The following is an 18,955-nucleotide window of genomic DNA, read 5'->3' as shown; positions in this document are numbered from 1 at the left end:
GTAAGGAAAAAAATGGCTACCCGTACCAAAAGAGTTGGTGAAGATCGGCTGATTAAGAAGTATCCCAATCGTCGTCTCTATGACACCCAGACCAGTACTTATGTCACCTTAGCTGACATCAAAGGCCTGGTCATGACTAGTGAAAGTTTTAAGGTCGTTGATGCCAAAACAGATGAAGATCTGACGCGCAATATTCTGTTGCAAATTATTTTGGAAGAAGAGGCTGGTGGCGCACCCGTATTCTCATCCCAAATGCTTTCCCAAATCATTCGTTTCTATGGAAACTCGATGCAAGGTTTGATGGGCAATTATCTCGAAAAGACCATGCAATCTTTTGTAGATATTCACAACAAGTTAGGTGATCAAACTAGAGGCTTGGGTGCTAGCAGTACTCCTGAGGCCTGGTCACAAATGCTAAACCTCCAGAACCCCCTCATGCAGGGTTTGATGGGGAACTACATGGAACAGAGTAAAGACTTGTTCGTCAAGATGCAGGAGCAGATGCAAGGCTCTCACAATATGTTCAGTAGCTTTCCATTTTCACCACAGCCTAATAAAACCGAAAAAGAATAGTTGTGGCTGGAAAAATTGGTTTTGTATCCTTGGGTTGCCCCAAGGCTTTAGTAGATTCTGAGCTGATCCTCACGCAACTGAGTGCAGAGGGTTATGAGACTGCTAAAGATTATTCTGGCGCTGATCTCGTCGTTGTTAATACTTGTGGATTTATTGACTCCGCTGTGGAGGAGAGTCTGTCTGCCATCGGTGAGGCGCTCGCAGAAAATGGCAAAGTGATTGTTACTGGTTGCTTAGGTGCCAGAAAAAATGCAGATGGTAGCGATCTGATCCAAAGCATTCACCCGAAAGTTCTCGCCGTTACCGGCCCACATGCGACTGCTGAGGTGATGCAGGCAATCCACTTGCATCTGCCTAAACCACATGATCCCTTCACTGATTTAGTTCCGCCGATTGGTGTGAAGCTTACGCCAAAGCATTATGCGTACCTCAAGATTTCTGAAGGCTGCAATCATCGCTGCACGTTCTGCATTATTCCTAGCATGCGCGGAGACTTAGTTTCTCGCCCCATTGGCGAAGTGTTGCAAGAGGCTAAGCGTCTCTTTGAGTCGGGCGTTAAAGAACTGTTGGTCGTATCACAAGACACTAGTGCTTACGGTGTTGACATTCAATATCGCACTGGCTTTTGGGATGGCAAGCCAGTCAAAACCAGAATGTTTGATCTGGTGAATGCCCTAAATCAAATCGCACGCGAACATCAAGCCTGGGTAAGGCTCCATTACGTTTACCCATATCCTCATGTGGATGACATATTGCCTTTAATGGCGGAGTTCTCAGAGTACGGTTATGGTGTTTTGCCCTATCTCGATATTCCTTTACAGCATGCCCACCCAGATGTCCTTAAGCGTATGAAGCGTCCTGCTAGTGGTGAAAAAAATATAGAGCGCATTCTGGCTTGGCGCCAAGCTTGTCCTGAGTTAGTGATTCGCAGTACTTTTATTGCAGGCTTCCCTGGCGAGACTGAAGAGGAATTTGAGCACTTGCTCAACTTTTTTGATGAAGCCCAAATTGACCGTGCTGGATGTTTTGCTTATTCCCCTGTGGATGGCGCAACTGCCAATCAGTTAGATAACCCAGTGCCCGAGGCTATTCGTGATGAACGCAAAGCCAGATTTATGGCTAAAGCCGAAGAAATTTCTATTCAGCGGCTTACCAAGAAAGTCGGCAAGCGAATCCAAGTCATGATTGATCGGGTAGACGAATCTGGTGGAATTGGCCGCAGCATTGGTGATGCCCCTGAAATCGATGGTTTAGTCAGGGTTTTGCCTCCCAGTAAGCCTTCTAAGCGGTACCGAGCCGGAGAAATCATCCGCGCTACTGTCATTAGCTCCCAAGGGCATGATCTAATAGCCGAAACTTGAAGATTTTTTAAATATATTATTTGTTTAATGAAGTAAGTGGAAATTCAGCCCATTTTTGGGCATAGCTAAGGGGATTGATATGAGTCGTGATGTCGTTGTCTTAAGTGCTGTTCGTTCAGCAATCGGTACCTTCAATGGTTCTTTGAGCAGCTTTGAGCCTTCAGAGCTTGGTGGAATCGTCATGAAAGAAGCAGTAACTCGCTCTGGTGTAGATCCCGCTTTGATTAATTACGTGACGGTTGGCAACACGATTCCAACTGATAGTCGTTACGCTTACGTTGCACGGGTTGCTTCGATTCAGGCAGGTTTGCCTATGGATTCTGTCGCAATGGCGCTGAACCGTTTGTGCAGTTCTGGTTTGCAAGCGATTGTGACCACTGCTCAGCAAATTATGTTGGGTGATTGTGATTACGGTATTGGTGGTGGTGTTGAAGTAATGTCGCGCGGTATGTATGGTTCACCAGCGATGCGCAGTGGCGCTCGTATGGGTGATACCAAAATGCTCGATTTAATGGTGGCTGTTCTAACTGATCCATTTGGTGTTGGCCATATGGGCGTTACAGCAGAAAACCTGGTTGAAAAATGGAAGCTCACCCGTGAAGAGCAAGATGCATTGGCAGTGGAGTCACACCGTCGTGCAGCAAATGCCATTAAAGAAGGCCGCTTTAAATCACAAATCGTTCCAATCACGATCAAAACTCGCAAGGGCGACATCGTGTTTGATACCGATGAGCATTGCAAGCCTGATACCACTATGGAAACACTTGCCAAGATGAAGGCCGTGTTTAAAAAAGAAGGCGGCTCAGTGACTGCTGGCAATGCATCTGGTATTAATGACGGCGCAGCGTTTTTTGTATTGGCTGATGCTGAAACTGCTAAGAAGGCTGGGCATAAACCTATCGCACGTTTAGTGTCATACGCAGTAGCTGGCGTTCCAAACCACATTATGGGCGAAGGCCCAATCCCTGCGACCAAACTTGCTCTGGAGCGCGCTGGCCTGAAATTAGATCAAATCGATGTGATCGAGTCTAACGAAGCGTTTGCAGCGCAAGCTTTGGCAGTTACGAAAGGCCTCGGTTTAGATCCTGCTAAGACGAACGTGAATGGTGGAGCGATTGCTTTAGGTCACCCTATTGGCTGCTCTGGTGCAGCGATTGCAACTAAAGCGCTTCATGAATTACAGCGTGTACAAGGCAAATATGCTTTGGTCACCATGTGTATCGGTGGCGGTCAAGGTATTGCGACTATTTTTGAGCGTATGTAAATCGCCTAAGTAATCTTAAGTAATCAGCAGCAAAGCAGCATCCAAGCCGACGTGGTCAAAAGCCGCGTCGGCTTTTTCTTTAACGATGGGTTTTGCTTGATAGGCAACACTAATACCTGAGCCATTCATCATGATCAGATCGTTTGCACCATCACCCATCGTGATTGCGTTGGCTTTGCTGCAACCTAAGTTGCGGCAGGCGTCATCTAAATGAGCCGCTTTCGCGGCGCCATCAACAATATCGCCGAGCACCTTGCCAGTGAGCCTGCCATCAATGATCTCGAGCGTATTAGCTTGGGATTGCTTGAATCCCAATTGTTGCCGTAATTTTTCTGTGAAGAAGGTAAAGCCTCCAGAGACGAGCAGGGTATAGAGTCCACGTTGATGGGCGCCTGCAAGAAGCTCAATGGCACCAGGATTTGGGCGTAAGCGTTCACGATAGACTGATTCCAAAGCATCAGCGTGTACACCCTCTAAAAGCGCTACGCGTCTGCGCAAACTTTCTTTAAAATCTTTAATCTCACCGCGCATTGTGGCTTCAGTAATTTGGGCAACGGCTGATTTTTTGCCCGTAAAGTCTGCAATCTCATCGATGCATTCAATATTGATGAGGGTAGAGTCCATATCCATGGCAAGAACACGAATATCTTGTACCATTAAATTTGATTGCAGAAAGCATAGGTCTACCCGATGGATATTTGCAATAGACCGTAAAGATTCTCTCTGAGTGATGTCTAGGTGCTGATTGCAATCCCAACGATCTGAATGGTATGGGCCGTTCGATCTTTGACCGCCAAGACTGTGCAAAGTGGCGCCAAACTGCAAAGCCCGATCCTTCAGTTCAAAAATGAGCTTTTCAGAAATGGGTTCCCGAGAAAGAGCGACAAGAGTTTGGTGCGGTTGGTGCTTAGGCATAGCTAAATGATAGTGCTTAGAACGGCTGACTCGTTTAAGCGGCGCAAAACTTGTCGAATGACATCCAAGCGCTGCTCAAGCTTCTCAAACTCTCGGTCTTTTTGGGGCAGTACTTTTAACTTATCTTGGCCATTCAGCTGAATGTGTTTTGATGACTGAATCAGCTGAATAATCTTCATTGGGTCAATCGGTGGGTTTGGAATAAATTGAATTTGGATAGAAGCTGTGCTGGCATCTATTTTCTTAATACCAAAACCAACCATTTCTAAACGCAGGCGGTGGGTTTCATAAAAAGATTTGGCTTGGTCTGGTAAATCGCCAAAGCGATCTACCAACTCTTCACGTAGACCCATTAATTCGGAAAAATCATTACAACCAGCAAAGCGCTTATATAAAGAGAGGCGCTCATGTACGTCAGGGCAATAGTCTTCAGGGAACAGGGCGGGCACACCTAAATTGACATCGGTAGTGGCTTGCAAAGGAGAGAGCAGGTCTGGCTCCTTACCACTACGCAGAGACTTCACCGCGCGATTAAGCATCTCGGTATATAGCTGAAAGCCAATTTCATGAATTTCGCCCGACTGTTTATCCCCTAAGACTTCCCCAGCACCGCGTATCTCTAAATCGTGCATCGCTAAGTAGAAGCCAGAGCCAAGCTCTTCCATGGCTTGAATAGCATTCAAACGCAATTGGGCTTGTTTACTGAGGGCCTCAGGATCAGGTACCAATAGGTATGCATAAGCCTGATGGTGAGAGCGCCCAACACGACCACGCAGTTGATGTAACTGCGCCAAGCCAAACTTATCCGCACGATGCATGATGATGGTGTTAGCTGTAGGTACATCGATGCCGGTCTCAATAATGGTAGTACACAGCAGAATATTGGTGCGTTGAGTGACAAACTCACGCATGACAGATTCAAGCTCTCTTTCATGCATTTGCCCGTGAGCCACGCTGATGCTCGCCTCAGGAATCAGCTCCTGCAAAGCGTGTTTACGATTTTGAATCGTTTCTACTTCATTGTGCAAGAAGTAGACCTGACCACCACGCTTAATCTCACGTAGGACAGCTTCACGAATGACGCCATCTCCTTCACGACGAACAAAGGTCTTAATTGCTAAGCGTTTTTGTGGTGCCGTTGCTATAATGGAGAACTCGCGCAGTCCTTCCATTGCCATCCCCAATGTTCTTGGGATGGGTGTAGCCGTCAAAGTCAGAATATCAACTTCTGCACGTAAGGCTTTGAGCGCATCCTTTTGACGCACTCCAAACCGATGCTCTTCATCCACGATGACTAAACCCAGATTAGCAAATTGCGTTTCTTTAGAGAGCAATTTATGGGTGCCGATAATGATGTCGGCTTCTCCTTTGGCGATCGCTTCAAGCGCTGCATTAATTTCTTTCGTGGTCTTAAAGCGAGATAGCTCAACAATTTTCACCGGCCAATCAGCAAAGCGATCTTTCCAAGTGGCGACATGTTGTTCGGCAAGTAAGGTGGTTGGAGCCAAAATGGCAACCTGTTTGCCACCCATTACGGCGACAAAGCTTGCGCGTAGAGCAACTTCTGTTTTGCCAAAGCCAACATCACCGCACACTAAGCGATCCATTGGAGTGCCGCTAGTCATATCGCCTATCACTGCTGCAATGGCGTTGGCCTGATCGGGTGTTTCTTCAAAGCCAAAACTTTCAGCAAATGCTGCATAGTCATGGGCTGAGAATTCAAACGCATGTCCTTTACGAATGGCTCTGGCTGCATAAAGGCCTAAGAGTTCTGCAGCCGTATCGCGAATTTGTTGAGCAGCTTTTCTTTTGGCTTTATCCCACTGACCAGAGCCCAGTTGATGCAAGGGTGCCGAATCAGGGTCAGAGCCCGCGTAACGGGTCACCATCTGTAATTGCTGAACGGGTACATACAGTGTTGCTTGCCCCGCGTATTGCAAGTGCAAGAACTCTTCAAAAATGGGCGCTTCTTTAGATGGGACAAGATTAAGTAGAACTAATCCTTGGTATCGACCGATCCCATGTTCTGCATGTACTACCGGGTCGCCAATCTTGAGCTCAGACAAATCCTTAAAGAGCATATCGGGATCAGCATTTTCTGAACCTTTACTCTTACGTCTTTGTCTTGCTGTTGAGGTAAATAATTCTGCCTCTGTAATAACCAGTACATTTTCTGCTTGCCAAAGAAAGCCATTAAAAAGTGAGGCAGTCACTAAGCCAAACAGAGCATCACTTTTCATGAAATCAGCGATGCTTTCAAAGCCTTTAGGCTTGAGCTGGAAAAGCGGCTTACCATGTTGACCAGTTACAGAATTACTTTCCTCAAGCAATTGCCGAATAGATTCTTTACGTCCCGCACTATCACTACACATCAGGATGCGGAGTTTCTCTTGAGCAACAAGCTGGCGCAAGCGCGCTATCGGATCAGTATCGCGGCGATGAACAGCAACATCAGGAACGGGTAAAAATTGCTTGGCCTCATTCTCTTCATTGTCTAAAACTAAGCGGGCATAGGGCTTAGTGGTGGTGAAGAATTCATCCACATCGAGAAATAATTCTTTTGGCGGAAGAATTGGGCGATCTAAGTCATGTTTGAGAAATTCATAGCGAGAGAGAGTGTCTTTCCAAAAACTGCGAATAGATTCTTCTGCATTACCAATGTTGACTAGCCAAACGGGATCACCCGATCTAGGGAAGTAATCAAATAGACTGGACTGCTCTTCAAAAAATAAAGGTAAGTAGGATTCGATGCCAGCACTGGGTATACCTAGGTTGGCATCCTTGTAGATGGTGCAACGGGTTGGGTCACCTTCAAATACCTCGCGCCAACGGCCTCTAAAGGCAGTGCGTGCTTCATCATTAAAGGGAAACTCGTGACCCGGTAGTAATCGAACCTCTTTTACAGGATACAAGCTGCGTTGTGTATCAGGATCAAAAGAGCGGATCTGCTCAATCTCATCACCAAACAAATCGAGACGATAGGGCAAGCTGGAGCCCATGGGAAATAAGTCGATGAGGCCACCACGAATACTATATTCACCTGGTCGCATCACAGCGCTGACAGGGTCGTAACCCGCTTGTTGCAATTGCAGTCTTAAGGCTGATTCATTGAGCTTATCGCCTTGTCTGAAGAAAAACGTGTGACCTGATAAAAATTGCGGGGGACCTAGACGCTGGAGCGCAGTAGTCACTGGAACTAAAACAATGTCACAACTTCCATTGAGTAACTCATAGAGGGTGGCGAGTCGCTCCGAAACTAAATCTTGGTGTGGCGAGAAGAGATCGTAGGGGAGGATTTCCCAATCTGGCAATAAGCGGACCTTGAGTTTCGGAGCAAAAGCAGGAATCTCTTCAACCAGTCTTTGGGCTTCTTGGGCATGGGCACAGAAAATCACCATGACGGAGAAATCGTTGCGGTAGCGCAGGGCAGATTGGGCAAGCAAAGCCGCATCAGCTGATCCTACTAGCCCCGAGAAGGTAAAGCGCTGCCCAGCCCGCGGCGCAGGTATGGGGGGTACTAGATTTAATGCATCAGACATCTGCGCTCATTATAGAATCAGGCATGGGCTTAGGAAATCAATCTACAGTGAAATGCCACGCACTCTTGCCAACCGCAGGGTCTGGTTCTCGCCTAGGCGGTGAGCTTCCTAAGCAGTTTCAGCAGTTGGCAGGAAAGCCGATGTTGGCTTATGCCCTTGAAGCTTTCATGCATTCCCCCCAAATCGAGTCTATATGGATCGGTGTTGCCCCTGGTTTTATTGATAACCCCATTCTCAAGACTCTTGCCGATGGCATGAATAGCGGCGAGAACGGTAAGCCCATTCACTTTTTACCAACCGGTGGACCCACTCGCCAAGAAACCGTTCGCAATACCTTGAGCGCATTGTTGAAATCAGGCATCTCTGCTGATGATTGGGTATTAGTTCATGACGCTGCCCGTCCTGGCATTACTCCAGCCTTAATCGATAAGCTCATCACCTCTGTCGTGAAATCATCATCAGGAGGCTTATTGGCCATCCCATTAGCAGATACTTTGAAGCAAGCCGATCTTGATTCTGTGGTTGCTGGCAATATGCCACATACAGAGAAAACGATTCCTCGCAAACATCTTTGGCAAGCTCAAACGCCACAAATGTTTGGTATAAAAAAATTACACGATGCGCTGCAAGATGCCATTAGACAAGAAGCAGATGTCACTGATGAAGCCAGTGCAATGGAGTTATCAGGCGTTAAACCACTACTCATCGAGGGTGCCACTCGCAATTTCAAAGTGACTCATCCAGCCGATTGGGAATTAATGCAATTGCTTTTGAACTCTAGTCATTCATAAAGATCTAGCTATGACACAAACTACTCCTCACATTCCTCAGTTCCGTATTGGTCAAGGCTATGACGTGCATGCTTTAGTGGCAGATCGCAAGCTTATTCTTGGCGGAGTGCATGTCCCTTATGAGAAGGGCTTGTTAGGGCATTCAGATGCTGATGCGTTATTACATTCACTGACAGATGCTTTGCTAGGTGCTGCAGGCTTGAATGATATTGGTCAGCTGTTTCCTGATACTGATCCACAATTCAAAGATATGGATAGCCGCATTTTAATTAGATCAGCATTACAAAAGATTCAAGCTGCTGGATATCATGTGGGCAATGTGGATGCCACCATCATCTGCCAAAAACCCAAGTTAGCTGAATTCTTACCAGAGATGGTTCGTAATATTGCCCATGATCTTGCCGTTACACCAAGTCATGTCAATCTCAAAGCCAAGACAAATGAATCTCTTGGACATCTTGGTAGAGGCGAGGGTATTGCAGTGCACGCCGTGGCATTACTTTACAAGTCATAATATTTTCTCAATCTCATTGGAGCAGTTCATGGGTCATTCCATTGATCAAGTAGCACTAAAGCAATTATTTATAGATGCACGCACGCATAATGCATGGCAACCAAAATCCGTCAGCGATGAGCAACTGAAGCAAATTTACGAGCTCTATAAATTTGCACCCACATCCGTAAACAGCAATCCAGCCCACATTCTTTTTGTCAAAAGCTCGGCGGAAAAAGAGCGTTTAGTAGCCTGCGTTAATCCAAGTAATGTGGATAAAACCAGAAGTGCACCAGTAACTGCCATTATTGGTATGGATCTGGATTTTTATGAACAGCTACCTAAGCTTTTCCCCCATGTAGATGCGAAAAGTTGGTTTATCGGGAAAGATGACTATATTCAGTCAACGGCTTTCAGAAACTCTAGCTTGCAAGGCGCTTATTTGATCTTGGCTGTTAGAGCCCTAGGCCTAGATTGTGGCGCTATGAGTGGCTTTGATGCTGATAAGGTGAACGCTGAGTTTTTCCCTGGCGGCAGGTTAAAAGCGAACTTTTTGCTCAATATTGGCTATGGAGATGCCTCTAGCTTGATGCCACGTCTTCCCCGCCCATCCTTTGATGAGGCCTGCAGGATCCTATAGACCCTCAAGCATTGTAGAATTACGGTCTTTAGAGTGAAGTTTAAGCTCGGCAGTGTTTGCGGATATCGCGAGGATGGCGAAATTGGTAGACGCACCAGGTTTAGGTCCTGACGCCAGAAATGGTGTGGGGGTTCGAGTCCCCCTCCTCGCACCACAAGATTGCTACTTGGCTTGGACTTCACATTTCCAGATCTTCAATTAAGAGACGAGAATGGCTGTGCAGATAGAAAATTTAGGTTCGTTAGACCGCAAAATGACTTTGGAATTCGCTCGTGCTGATTTGACAAAAGCACGCGAAGCTCGTTTGGCTAAAGTTGGTAAGACCATGAAAATGGCCGGCTTCCGTCCAGGCAAGGTGCCTAAGAATATTGTTGAAAAGCAATATGGCATGCAAGTGGATTTCGAACTCCAGTTTGATAAAGCTTCTGAACTCTTTTACGAGCAAAGTCAAAAAGAGGGCGTTAAGCTGGCTGGACAGCCTCGTCTAGAACCAAAGAGCGAACTCGATGCTGACACGATTGTGTTTGATGCTTTCTTTGAAGTACTGCCTGAAGTCAAGGTCGGTGATTTCAGTAAAGCGGAAGTAACTAAGTACACCACTGAGATTGGTGACGCAGAAATAGATCGTGCACTTGACGTATTGCGTAAACAACAAGTGCATTACCACCCCCGAGGCGAAGCTGGCCCCCATGGTGATGGTGGCGCTAATACTGCCGCGCAAAACGGTGACCAAGTGATCATCGACTTTGTTGGCAAGATTGATGGCGTTGAATTTACTGGCGGAAAAGCAGAAGACTTCGAATATGTCTTAGGTGAAGGGCGCATGCTTCCTGAGTTTGAAGCGGCAACCTTAGGATTACAGGTTGGCGAGAGTAAGTCATTTCCATTAAGCTTCCCGGCGGATTACCATGGCAAAGATGTAGCCGGTAAAACTGCAGAGTTCACCATTACTGTGAAGTCTGTTAACTGGGCACACTTGCCTGTAGTAGATGATGCGTTTGCACTTTCCTTAGGTGTAACCGAAGGTGGCGTTGCGAAAATGCGCGAAGAAGTAAAACAAAATTTAGATCGCGAAGTAAAGCGTCGCATTACTTCCTTATTAAAAAGTGAAGTCATGGACAAAGTGAATGAATTATGTGAACTCGATGTTCCTAAATCATTAGTTGCGTCTGAACAGGAACGCTTAGTTCAAGGTGCGCGTGAAGACCTCATTCAACGCGGCGTGCCAAACGCTAAGGATGCCCCAATCCCTCCAGAGATTTTTGCTGAGCAGGCACTCAAGCGGGTGCGCCTTGGTTTGATCTTAGGCGACTTGGTAAAGCAAAATAACCTGGCAGCTACTGCCGACCAAATCAAGACTGAAATTGATGAACAGGCAGCTACTTACGAAGATCCTAAAGAAGTAGTTCGTTGGTTCTATAGCAACCCAAGCCGCCTAAAAGACATTGAAAATCTGGTGTTAGAAGACAATGTGATTAAATATTTCACATCTTTAGCTAAGGTGAACGATAAGGCGATTAGCTTTGAAGAGTTAAGCAAGCTAAACTAAGTTGTCATTTATTTAATAAAAAGGCCTCAATATGATCCAGAATCAATTTCAATCTGAAGATTTAGAACCGAAAGGATTGGGTTTGGTTCCGATGGTTATCGAGACCTCGGGTCGAGGTGAGCGTGCATACGACATTTATTCGCGCCTCCTAAAAGAGCGCGTCGTGTTCTTAGTCGGTGAAGTGAATGATCAAACGGCTAATTTGGTAATAGCGCAGTTACTATTCTTGGAAAGCGAAAACCCAGATAAAGACATTTCTTTATATATCAACTCACCAGGTGGATCGGTATCTGCTGGTTTGGCGATATACGATACGATGCAATTTATCAAACCAAATGTCAGCACCTTGTGCATGGGTATGGCAGCCAGTATGGGTGCATTCTTATTATGTGCCGGCGAAAAAGAGAAGCGCTACGCATTGCCAAACTCTCGCGTCATGATCCATCAGCCTTTGGGTGGCGCACGCGGACAGGCCTCAGATATTGAAATTCAAGCACGTGAGATTCTGTATTTACGTGAGCGTCTTAATAAGATCTTGGCTGATCGCACTGGCCAATCAATCGAAACGATTGCAAAAGATACTGATCGTGACAACTTCATGTCTGCTGAACAAGCGCGTGATTACGGTCTGATCGATAAAGTGATTGAAAAGCGCCCTTAAGCGCTATACCTAACTACACTGATTGAGCGAATACTTTGAGCGATACAACGAGCACCAATTCAACTGATAAAGTTTTGTATTGCTCCTTTTGTGGCAAGAGTCAGCACGAAGTCAAAAAGCTGATTGCTGGCCCTTCTGTATTCATCTGTGATGAGTGCATCGATCTTTGCACCGATATTATTCAAGAAGAGATTGCCAAACTTCCTAAAGAAGAGGGTGATGGTTCTCTGCCAACCCCACACCAGATTCGTGAAAACCTTGATCAGTATGTGATTGGTCAAGAACACGCTAAGAAGACTTTGGCTGTAGCTGTTTACAACCATTACAAGCGTTTGCAATATCTCCCTAAGCCTAAAAAAGTAAAGTTAGATAAGGACGGCAAACCCGTTGAGGCGCTTGACAAAAAAGAACCCAAGCTTGCTGCTAAGGCGATTGTAGATGGAGTTGAGTTGGCAAAGAGTAATATTTTGCTGATCGGACCAACTGGTTCCGGCAAAACATTGTTAGCGCAAACATTGGCTCGTATGCTCGATGTACCTTTTGTGATGGCTGATGCAACCACATTGACTGAAGCTGGCTACGTTGGTGAAGACGTAGAGAATATTATTCAAAAACTTTTACAAGCGTGCGATTACAACGTTGAAAAAGCGCAGCGCGGTATTGTGTACATTGATGAGATCGATAAGATTTCTCGTAAGTCAGATAACCCATCGATTACGCGTGATGTATCTGGTGAGGGCGTTCAACAAGCTTTATTAAAGCTGGTTGAGGGTACGATGGCCTCTGTGCCACCACAAGGTGGACGCAAGCATCCAAACCAAGATTTTCTTCAAGTTGATACCACTAATATTTTGTTTATCTGCGGCGGTGCCTTTGACGGTTTAGAAAAAGTGATTCAGCAACGTACCGCTAAAACCGGTATTGGCTTCAATGCTGTCGTTCCTGGTAAAGACGATCGCGGTGTCAGTGATTTGCTGGTTGAAGTTGAACCAGAAGATCTGATTAAATTTGGTTTGATTCCCGAATTGATTGGTCGCTTGCCTGTCGTGGCTACATTGGCTCAGCTTGATGAAGAGGCTTTAATTCAAATTCTGACTGAACCCAAAAATGCACTGGTAAAGCAATATCAAGCCTTACTGACCATGGAGGGCTCCGAGCTTGAAGTCCGCCTAGAAGCGCTTTCGGCTATTGCTAAGAAGGCTATCGCCCGCAAAACCGGTGCACGTGGCCTGAGATCTATCCTGGAAGGCTCTTTGATGGATGTGATGTACGACTTGCCATCCTTAAAGAATGTTCAAAAGGTCGTGATTGACGAATCGAGCATTGCTGAGGGCGGGAAACCCTTATTAGTCTATAAACAAGATCTCGAACAATCCGATTTAAGCAAAAAAGCCTAAATTTTCAGTGTTTTTGCCATTTATTTGGCCTATTTGCCTCTTTTCTGCGCCTTTTCCCCTTGAATTTCAGTAAGTGCTACCCATATAGGTAGTATGCTATTCAAAATATCGTCTGTATTTAGTGGCTATTAAATCTTATAACACTAGAAGTAGACCCTTGAGAATTGATTACTTTGGAGGAATTGCCTAATGCCTGGCCACTTATTACTAACCTCTGAACCGATTCAACTACCGTTACTGCCCTTACGGGACGTAGTTGTCTTCCCCCATATGGTGATCCCCCTCTTTGTGGGTCGCCCAAAGTCCATTAAAGCTCTAGAGGCCGCGATGGAAACGGGTAAAAATGTCCTTTTAGTAGCGCAAAAGACTGCTGCTAAGGATGAGCCTGTTATTGAGGATCTCTATGAGGTCGGTTGCATTGCCAATATTTTGCAAATGCTTAAATTACCTGATGGCACCGTGAAGGTGCTCGTTGAGGGAGTGCAACGTGCTGAAGTGAGCCAAATTGAAGACAGCCTTGGTTACTTCAATTGCGAAGCTACGCCAACGGCTTTAAATGCCATTGATGCCCATGAAACTGAAGCCTTGCGCCGCGCCATCATGGCTCAGTTTGATCAATACGTAAAACTGAATAAAAAAGTTCCGCAAGAAATCTTGTCATCGCTTGGTGGCATTGATGACCCAAGCCGTCTTGCCGACACGATTTGCGCACATTTACCAGTCAAACTGGAGCAGAAGCAACGCTTACTGGAGATGACTGATGTTGTTCAGCGTCTCGAAAGCCTCTTGGCTGATCTTGAAAGTGAGATCGATATTCTGCAAGTGGAAAAGCGTATTCGTGGACGCGTGAAGCGCCAAATGGAAAAGAGTCAGCGCGAGTACTACTTGAATGAGCAAGTCAAAGCGATTCAGAAAGAATTAGGCGAGGGTGAAGAGGGTGCTGATCTCGAAGAGCTCGAGAAGCGCATTAAAGCGGCTCGTATGCCTAAAGAGGCTTTGAAAAAAGCAGAATCAGAATTGAAGAAGCTCAAGTTGATGTCGCCTATGTCTGCTGAAGCTACCGTGATTCGTAACTTCATTGATATCCTGGTCAATCTTCCTTGGAAGAAAAAGACCAAGATCAATAACGATCTCACCAATGCTGAAAAAGTATTGGATGAAGATCACTATGGCTTGGATAAAGTAAAAGAACGCATTCTGGAATATCTCGCAGTCCAACAACGCGTTGATCGTGTCAAAGCGCCGATTCTTTGTTTAGTTGGCCCTCCTGGTGTTGGTAAAACATCTCTAGGTCAATCGATTGCTCGTGCAACTAATCGAAAGTTCGTGCGTATGGCATTGGGTGGTGTGCGTGATGAGTCTGAGATTCGTGGTCACCGCCGTACCTATATTGGTTCTATGCCGGGCAAGATCTTGACTAGCTTAACCAAGGTAGGCGTGCGCAATCCGTTATTCCTTTTGGATGAAGTAGACAAGATGGGTATGGATTTCCGTGGCGATCCTGCTAGCGCCTTATTGGAGGTTTTGGATCCCGAACAAAACCATACGTTCCAAGATCATTATGTCGAGGTTGATTTTGATCTCTCAGATGTGATGTTCGTTGCCACCTCTAATTCATTAAATATTCCCGGCCCATTGCTTGATCGTTTAGAAATCATTCGTTTGGCTGGCTATACCGAGGATGAAAAGACCAGTATTGCTGTGAATTATTTAATTCCAAAGCAAATCAAGAACAATGGTTTGAAAAAGGATGAATTAAAGATTGAAGAGAGCGCTGTACGCAATATGATTCGCTACTACACCCGTGAAGCTGGTGTGCGTTCCCTTGAAAGAGAAATTAGCAAGATCTGCCGTAAAGTAGTTAAGCTTTTGCTCTTGAAAAAAGAAGCTGCGCCAATTGTTGTCAATGCAGATAATTTAGAGAAGTTCTTATCTGTCCGCATGTATGACTTCGGTTTGGCTGGTAAAGAGAATCAAGTTGGTCAAGTAACTGGTTTGGCGTGGACAGAAGTAGGCGGCGATCTTCTGACAATTGAGGCTGCAACGATGCCCGGTAAAAGTGTTATTACTCGTACCGGCTCGATTGGCGATGTCATGAAGGAGTCAGTCGAGGCTGCACGTACTGTGGTTCGCTCTAGAGCAAAACGTCTGGGTATCACAGATGAGGCATTTGAGAAGAAAGATATCCATATTCACTTCCCTGATGGCGCAACTCCTAAAGATGGCCCTTCAGCTGGTATCGCGATCACTACTGCGTTGGTATCCGTATTTACAGGAATTCCCATTCGATCTGATGTGGCCATGACTGGTGAAATTACTTTGCGTGGTGAAGTGCTTCCGATTGGCGGTTTGAAAGAGAAACTATTGGCTGCTCATCGTGGTGGTATTAAGTTGGCCTTGATCCCTGAAGAAAACGTCAAAGATCTGATTGATATTCCAGACAACGTTAAGAATGCGATCGAGATTGTGCCAGTTCGCTGGATTGATAAGGTTCTTGAGCTTGCTTTAGAGCGCATGCCAGAAGCACTGCCTGATCCTACTCCTGAAGAGTTGGCTAAGAAAGTCACTGAGGCAAGTAAAGCCAGTGAAAGTGTCTCTTCCGGAGATATTCTTAAGCACTAAACTAAGTTAGGCAGAAGCCCGGTTATCATCAAAGCCACCCAGCACTTGAGGGTGGTTTTGATGGGTTTCATGCGAAAACCCACGCTTAGGTTACAATCTCACCAGTAATATTTTGGGGCGCTTAGCTCAGTTGGTAGAGCGTCTGCCTTACACGCAGAATGTCGGGAGTTCGAGCCTCTCAGCGCCCACCAAATATTCACCATCTATAGCCTTTTCTCGGCTTTCTGATTTATATCTCCTGTGCCTAGTAAACTCTTAGTATCCCTGCTTTATTTCTAATCTTTACTAGCGATCTTATTCATGTTTGATACCATCCGTAAGCACCAGAAATTACTTCAGCTAGTGCTGATGTTGTTCATTGTTCCGTCATTCGTCTTTTTTGGTATTTCGAGCTATTCCAGCTTCATGGACAAAGAGACGGATTTGGTCAAAGTCAATGGCAAACCGATTACTGCGCAAGAAGTCGATAACGCTGCTAAGCGACAGGCTGAACGTGTTGGCGGTAATTTGCAAATTGCCCAAAGCTTGCCATTTAAACAGGCCATCTTGAATGAATTGTTGCAACAACGCATTCTCGGTTTTGCTGTAGTTGATCTTCGTCTGCAAGTTGGTAAAGAGGCTTTGATTAAGAGTCTGCAAGGTATTCCTCAAATTCGTGCCCTCTATCGTCAAGATGGCAGTTTTGATGATGTTCGCTTCAAGCAACTACTGGCTAGCAATGGTTTAAATGAAGAGCAGTTTTACGCAAGTCAGGCTTTTGATTTAAAGATTGGGCAATTGGTTAACTCTGTTGCACGGACTGAGATCGGCACGCCGAAACTATCTGAAATTGTTTCTACGCTCTATGAAACAGAGCGTCAAGTTCAAACCCTGTCGTTTACTGCTAAAGACTATTTGAGTAAAGTGAATCCCAGTCAAGACGAACTACAGGCTTTCTATAACGCGAATGCTAAGTTATTTGAAAGCCCTGAGTTTATTGACGTGGAATATATCGTTCTGAAGGCTGATCCCAAAGAAGATGCCAAAGCATTTAGCGAAAAGGCAGACCAATTTGCCAATATGACTTATGACCAATCTGATAGCCTGAAACCTGCTGCTGATAAATTGAAATTATCGATTCAGACGCAAAAGGGATTGACCCGCTCTGGCGTCACTGGTGTTTCTAGAGAACATCCACTAGCAAATCTAAAAGTGGTCCAGTCATTGTTTGGTGATGAGGCATTGAAGAACAAACGTAATACTGAAGCGGTACAAACTACCCCTGGTGTTTTTGTTTCTGCTCGGGTAGTCACATTTCATCCTGCACAAATTTTGCCTTATCAAGATGTTGCCGCTGAAGTGAAGCGTCAGGTTAGTCAGCGTGCTGCAGAAAAATTAGCGGTGGCTGCTGCCGCAGAAAAATTTGGCACTTTACAAAAAGACCCAAAGAATTCCAGTGGCTTTGCCAGCCCATTTTGGGTTTCACGTAATAAGTCCGCTAATCTAGTAGGACCAGCATTAGATGACGTCATGTCTATTCATCCTGATCAATTTCCTAAAGTGGTTTCTGTCAGCATTCCGGGTATTGGTGCAACCTTATATCGGGTAGATCAGGCGCGACAGCCTACAGGCTTAGATGCTAAGATTCATAAAGCACAAGCACAGCAAATCCAGGCTTTAGCATCTCAATCTGAGTTTGCTGGTTTTATGGCTTACTGGCGTAATGCGGCTGTTGTAAAAGTGATCAACCCATTGAAGCCGCCATCAACTGGTGCTGGTAGTTAGTTCTAATAGCTAGCTCTGAAAGTAGATCCAGAACGTTGGACTGGTCTTTACTGTGATGGTTGGAGAAGTTTTTGATATGGGGCCATAGCGCCCCATACGTTTTTAAAGAGGATGGCTTGTGCCGCAACATTGGGGTGAATGTTATCCGCTTGAAATAGTTCTTTATTGGCTGCAACGCCATTTAAAAAGAAGGGTAATAATTCAACCCCTTCTTGGACTGCGAGTGTTGAATAGAGTTCTTTGAATTGTTTGGTGTAATGTTGCCCATAATTGGGCGGTATTTGCATCCCTAATAGTAAAACCTTTGCACCAGTTTTTTTGCTCAATACAATCATTCTTCGAAGGTTATTTTGAGTTTGCTCAATTGATAGTCCGCGTAATGCGTCGTTTGCGCCGAGCTCTAACAAAACCATTCCTGGTTTTTTAGACTCTAGGAGTGCAGGTAGGCGATTGTGACCCCCCGAAGTAGTTTCTCCGCTAATGCTGGCATTAAAGACTGTCCAAGGACTAGATTGTTTTTGTAATTGCCCTTCAAGAAGCTTGACCCAGCCTGACCCTTTGGGTAAGCCATATTCAGCTGAAAGGCTATCGCCCACGACCAAGATCACAGGATTGGCGTGAATCGCTGTGGCAATGGGGATTAACAGGCAAAATAAGCCTATTGATAGCAATTGCTGTTTTTTGCAGGTCCACCAACTTTGAATCATTTATGAGCATTCCAACAAAAGTATTGAGCGCAAACCATCTCGGAAAACAAGTGTCATCTAGCGATGGCTCATTGACCATTTTGCACGACATTTGTTTTGATATTACACAGGGAGAAAGTGTCGCCATTACTGGAGCCTCAGGATCCGGTAAAAGTACCTTGTTAGGCTTGCTGGCTGGACTGGATCTGCCAAGCTCTGGAAACGTTTACCTGATGGGTCAAGACCTCAATACTCTGGATGAAGATGGACGGGCAAAGCTACGCGCTTCCCATGTGAGCTTTGTATTTCAGTCCTTTCAGTTGTTATCTCATTTAACTGCCTTAGAAAATGTCTTATTACCAGCACAGATGAGCGGTCGCAAGGATGCTAAGGCTGAAGCGGTGGCTTGGCTTGAAAAGGTGGGTTTGCAAGACCGTCTCAATCATTTCCCCAAAACCTTGTCTGGCGGTGAGCAGCAACGGGTAGCCCTTGCTAGAGCCTTTATTGTCCAGCCTGACATTCTTTTCGCTGATGAGCCGACTGGCAGCCTAGATGAGGCCAGCGGAGAGAGGGTGATTCAGTTACTGTTTGAGCTCAATCAAGCCAGCAAATCTACCCTCATATTGGTCACACATGATCCCGCCTTGGCCAATCGGTGCCAGCGCCAGCTACACCTGCAGGGTGGTCGCCTAGTGTAGGC

General features: G+C 45.7%; 15 protein-coding genes and 2 tRNA genes. 14 read left to right on the top strand and 3 right to left on the bottom strand.

The annotated features are described in order from the left end of the window. Positions 1–12 precede the first annotated feature (12 nt). The 3 genes from phaR to AOC29_RS05505 all read left to right on the top strand — a co-directional run bounded on the left by phaR (position 13) and on the right by AOC29_RS05505 (position 3,198). Entirely contained in the window at positions 13–573 is a 561-nt protein-coding gene (phaR, locus tag AOC29_RS05515; protein WP_215297200.1) for a polyhydroxyalkanoate synthesis repressor PhaR, read from the top strand. Positions 574–575: 2 nt separating this feature from the next. Continuing rightward, positions 576–1,934, top strand: coding sequence for a 30S ribosomal protein S12 methylthiotransferase RimO (gene rimO, locus AOC29_RS05510; RefSeq protein ID WP_215297198.1), 1,359 nt, complete (start codon positions 576–578; stop codon positions 1,932–1,934). 79 nt (positions 1,935–2,013) lie between these two features. Next, positions 2,014–3,198: an acetyl-CoA C-acyltransferase family protein gene (locus AOC29_RS05505; protein WP_215297196.1), complete on the top strand. Its 1,185-nt coding sequence runs from the start codon at positions 2,014–2,016 to the stop codon at positions 3,196–3,198. A gap of 15 nt (positions 3,199–3,213) precedes the next feature. Here the strand turns inward: AOC29_RS05505 and serB are convergent, their stop codons facing one another. Then, positions 3,214–4,113 carry a phosphoserine phosphatase SerB gene (gene serB, locus AOC29_RS05500; protein WP_251370078.1) on the bottom strand — a complete coding sequence of 300 codons (900 nt, stop codon included), beginning with the start codon at positions 4,111–4,113 and terminating at the stop codon, positions 3,214–3,216. Positions 4,114–4,115: 2 nt separating this feature from the next. Then, on the bottom strand, positions 4,116–7,652 hold the full coding sequence (gene mfd / locus AOC29_RS05495; RefSeq protein ID WP_215297193.1) for a transcription-repair coupling factor: 3,537 nt from the start codon (positions 7,650–7,652) through the stop codon (positions 4,116–4,118). On the opposite strand from mfd, the gene ispD reads away from it, so the two are divergent. The 10 genes from ispD (at position 7,640) to AOC29_RS05445 (ending at position 17,569) form a co-directional block, all read left to right on the top strand. After that, complete coding sequence (gene ispD, locus AOC29_RS05490; protein WP_251370077.1) at positions 7,640–8,443, top strand: 2-C-methyl-D-erythritol 4-phosphate cytidylyltransferase; 804 nt, start codon at positions 7,640–7,642, stop codon at positions 8,441–8,443. The two genes, mfd and ispD, sit on opposite strands and share 13 nt — an antisense overlap. A 10-nt stretch (positions 8,444–8,453) precedes the next feature. Further along, positions 8,454–8,957, top strand: coding sequence for a 2-C-methyl-D-erythritol 2,4-cyclodiphosphate synthase (ispF, locus tag AOC29_RS05485; protein WP_215297190.1), 504 nt, complete (start codon positions 8,454–8,456; stop codon positions 8,955–8,957). Positions 8,958–8,985: 28 nt separating this feature from the next. Next, positions 8,986–9,576, top strand: coding sequence for a malonic semialdehyde reductase (locus AOC29_RS05480; protein WP_215297188.1), 591 nt, complete (start codon positions 8,986–8,988; stop codon positions 9,574–9,576). Positions 9,577–9,643: 67 nt separating this feature from the next. Beyond that, positions 9,644–9,730, top strand: a tRNA-Leu gene (locus tag AOC29_RS05475). 57 nt (positions 9,731–9,787) lie between these two features. After that, complete coding sequence (gene tig, locus AOC29_RS05470) at positions 9,788–11,125, top strand: trigger factor (RefSeq protein ID WP_215297186.1); 1,338 nt, start codon at positions 9,788–9,790, stop codon at positions 11,123–11,125. Between the two features lie 31 nt (positions 11,126–11,156). Beyond that, positions 11,157–11,786, top strand: coding sequence for an ATP-dependent Clp endopeptidase proteolytic subunit ClpP (gene clpP / locus AOC29_RS05465; protein ID WP_215297184.1), 630 nt, complete (start codon positions 11,157–11,159; stop codon positions 11,784–11,786). 35 nt (positions 11,787–11,821) lie between these two features. Then, positions 11,822–13,183: an ATP-dependent Clp protease ATP-binding subunit ClpX gene (gene clpX, locus AOC29_RS05460; RefSeq protein WP_215297183.1), complete on the top strand. Its 1,362-nt coding sequence runs from the start codon at positions 11,822–11,824 to the stop codon at positions 13,181–13,183. Between the two features lie 189 nt (positions 13,184–13,372). Then, a complete protein-coding gene (gene lon / locus AOC29_RS05455) occupies positions 13,373–15,805 on the top strand; it encodes an endopeptidase La (RefSeq protein ID WP_215297181.1) in 2,433 nt (810 codons plus the stop codon). Between the two features lie 115 nt (positions 15,806–15,920). Next, a tRNA-Val gene (locus AOC29_RS05450) sits at positions 15,921–15,996 on the top strand. Positions 15,997–16,105: 109 nt separating this feature from the next. After that, the gene (locus AOC29_RS05445) at positions 16,106–17,569 is read left to right on the top strand and encodes a peptidylprolyl isomerase (RefSeq protein WP_215297179.1); all 1,464 of its coding nucleotides are present in this window, start codon (positions 16,106–16,108) and stop codon (positions 17,567–17,569) included. A gap of 47 nt (positions 17,570–17,616) precedes the next feature. On the opposite strand, the gene AOC29_RS05440 is transcribed toward AOC29_RS05445, so the two are convergent. Then, positions 17,617–18,276 carry an arylesterase gene (locus AOC29_RS05440; protein WP_215297177.1) on the bottom strand — a complete coding sequence of 220 codons (660 nt, stop codon included), beginning with the start codon at positions 18,274–18,276 and terminating at the stop codon, positions 17,617–17,619. Between the two features lie 8 nt (positions 18,277–18,284). On the opposite strand from AOC29_RS05440, the gene AOC29_RS05435 reads away from it, so the two are divergent. Beyond that, the gene (locus AOC29_RS05435) at positions 18,285–18,953 is read left to right on the top strand and encodes an ABC transporter ATP-binding protein (RefSeq protein WP_371819553.1); all 669 of its coding nucleotides are present in this window, start codon (positions 18,285–18,287) and stop codon (positions 18,951–18,953) included. Positions 18,954–18,955: the final 2 nt, after the last annotated feature.

This window comes from Polynucleobacter sp. JS-JIR-5-A7, from assembly GCF_018687935.1.
GTDB lineage: Bacteria > Pseudomonadota > Gammaproteobacteria > Burkholderiales > Burkholderiaceae > Polynucleobacter.
The sequence above is the reverse complement of the archived record's forward strand: the minus strand, read 5'-3'. Positions and strand labels throughout refer to the sequence as shown.

Coding starts and splice junctions, on each gene's coding strand:
- phaR (WP_215297200.1), top strand. CDS start 13: ATGGCTACCCGTACCAAAAGAGTTGGTGAAGATCGGCTGATTAAGAAG.
- AOC29_RS05505 (WP_215297196.1), top strand. CDS start 2,014: ATGAGTCGTGATGTCGTTGTCTTAAGTGCTGTTCGTTCAGCAATCGGT.
- serB (WP_251370078.1), bottom strand. CDS start 4,113: ATGCCTAAGCACCAACCGCACCAAACTCTTGTCGCTCTTTCTCGGGAA.
- ispD (WP_251370077.1), top strand. CDS start 7,640: ATGCATCAGACATCTGCGCTCATTATAGAATCAGGCATGGGCTTAGGA.
- mfd (WP_215297193.1), bottom strand. CDS start 7,652: ATGTCTGATGCATTAAATCTAGTACCCCCCATACCTGCGCCGCGGGCT.
- ispF (WP_215297190.1), top strand. CDS start 8,454: ATGACACAAACTACTCCTCACATTCCTCAGTTCCGTATTGGTCAAGGC.
- AOC29_RS05480 (WP_215297188.1), top strand. CDS start 8,986: ATGGGTCATTCCATTGATCAAGTAGCACTAAAGCAATTATTTATAGAT.
- tig (WP_215297186.1), top strand. CDS start 9,788: ATGGCTGTGCAGATAGAAAATTTAGGTTCGTTAGACCGCAAAATGACT.
- clpP (WP_215297184.1), top strand. CDS start 11,157: ATGATCCAGAATCAATTTCAATCTGAAGATTTAGAACCGAAAGGATTG.
- lon (WP_215297181.1), top strand. CDS start 13,373: ATGCCTGGCCACTTATTACTAACCTCTGAACCGATTCAACTACCGTTA.
- AOC29_RS05445 (WP_215297179.1), top strand. CDS start 16,106: ATGTTTGATACCATCCGTAAGCACCAGAAATTACTTCAGCTAGTGCTG.
- AOC29_RS05440 (WP_215297177.1), bottom strand. CDS start 18,276: ATGATTCAAAGTTGGTGGACCTGCAAAAAACAGCAATTGCTATCAATA.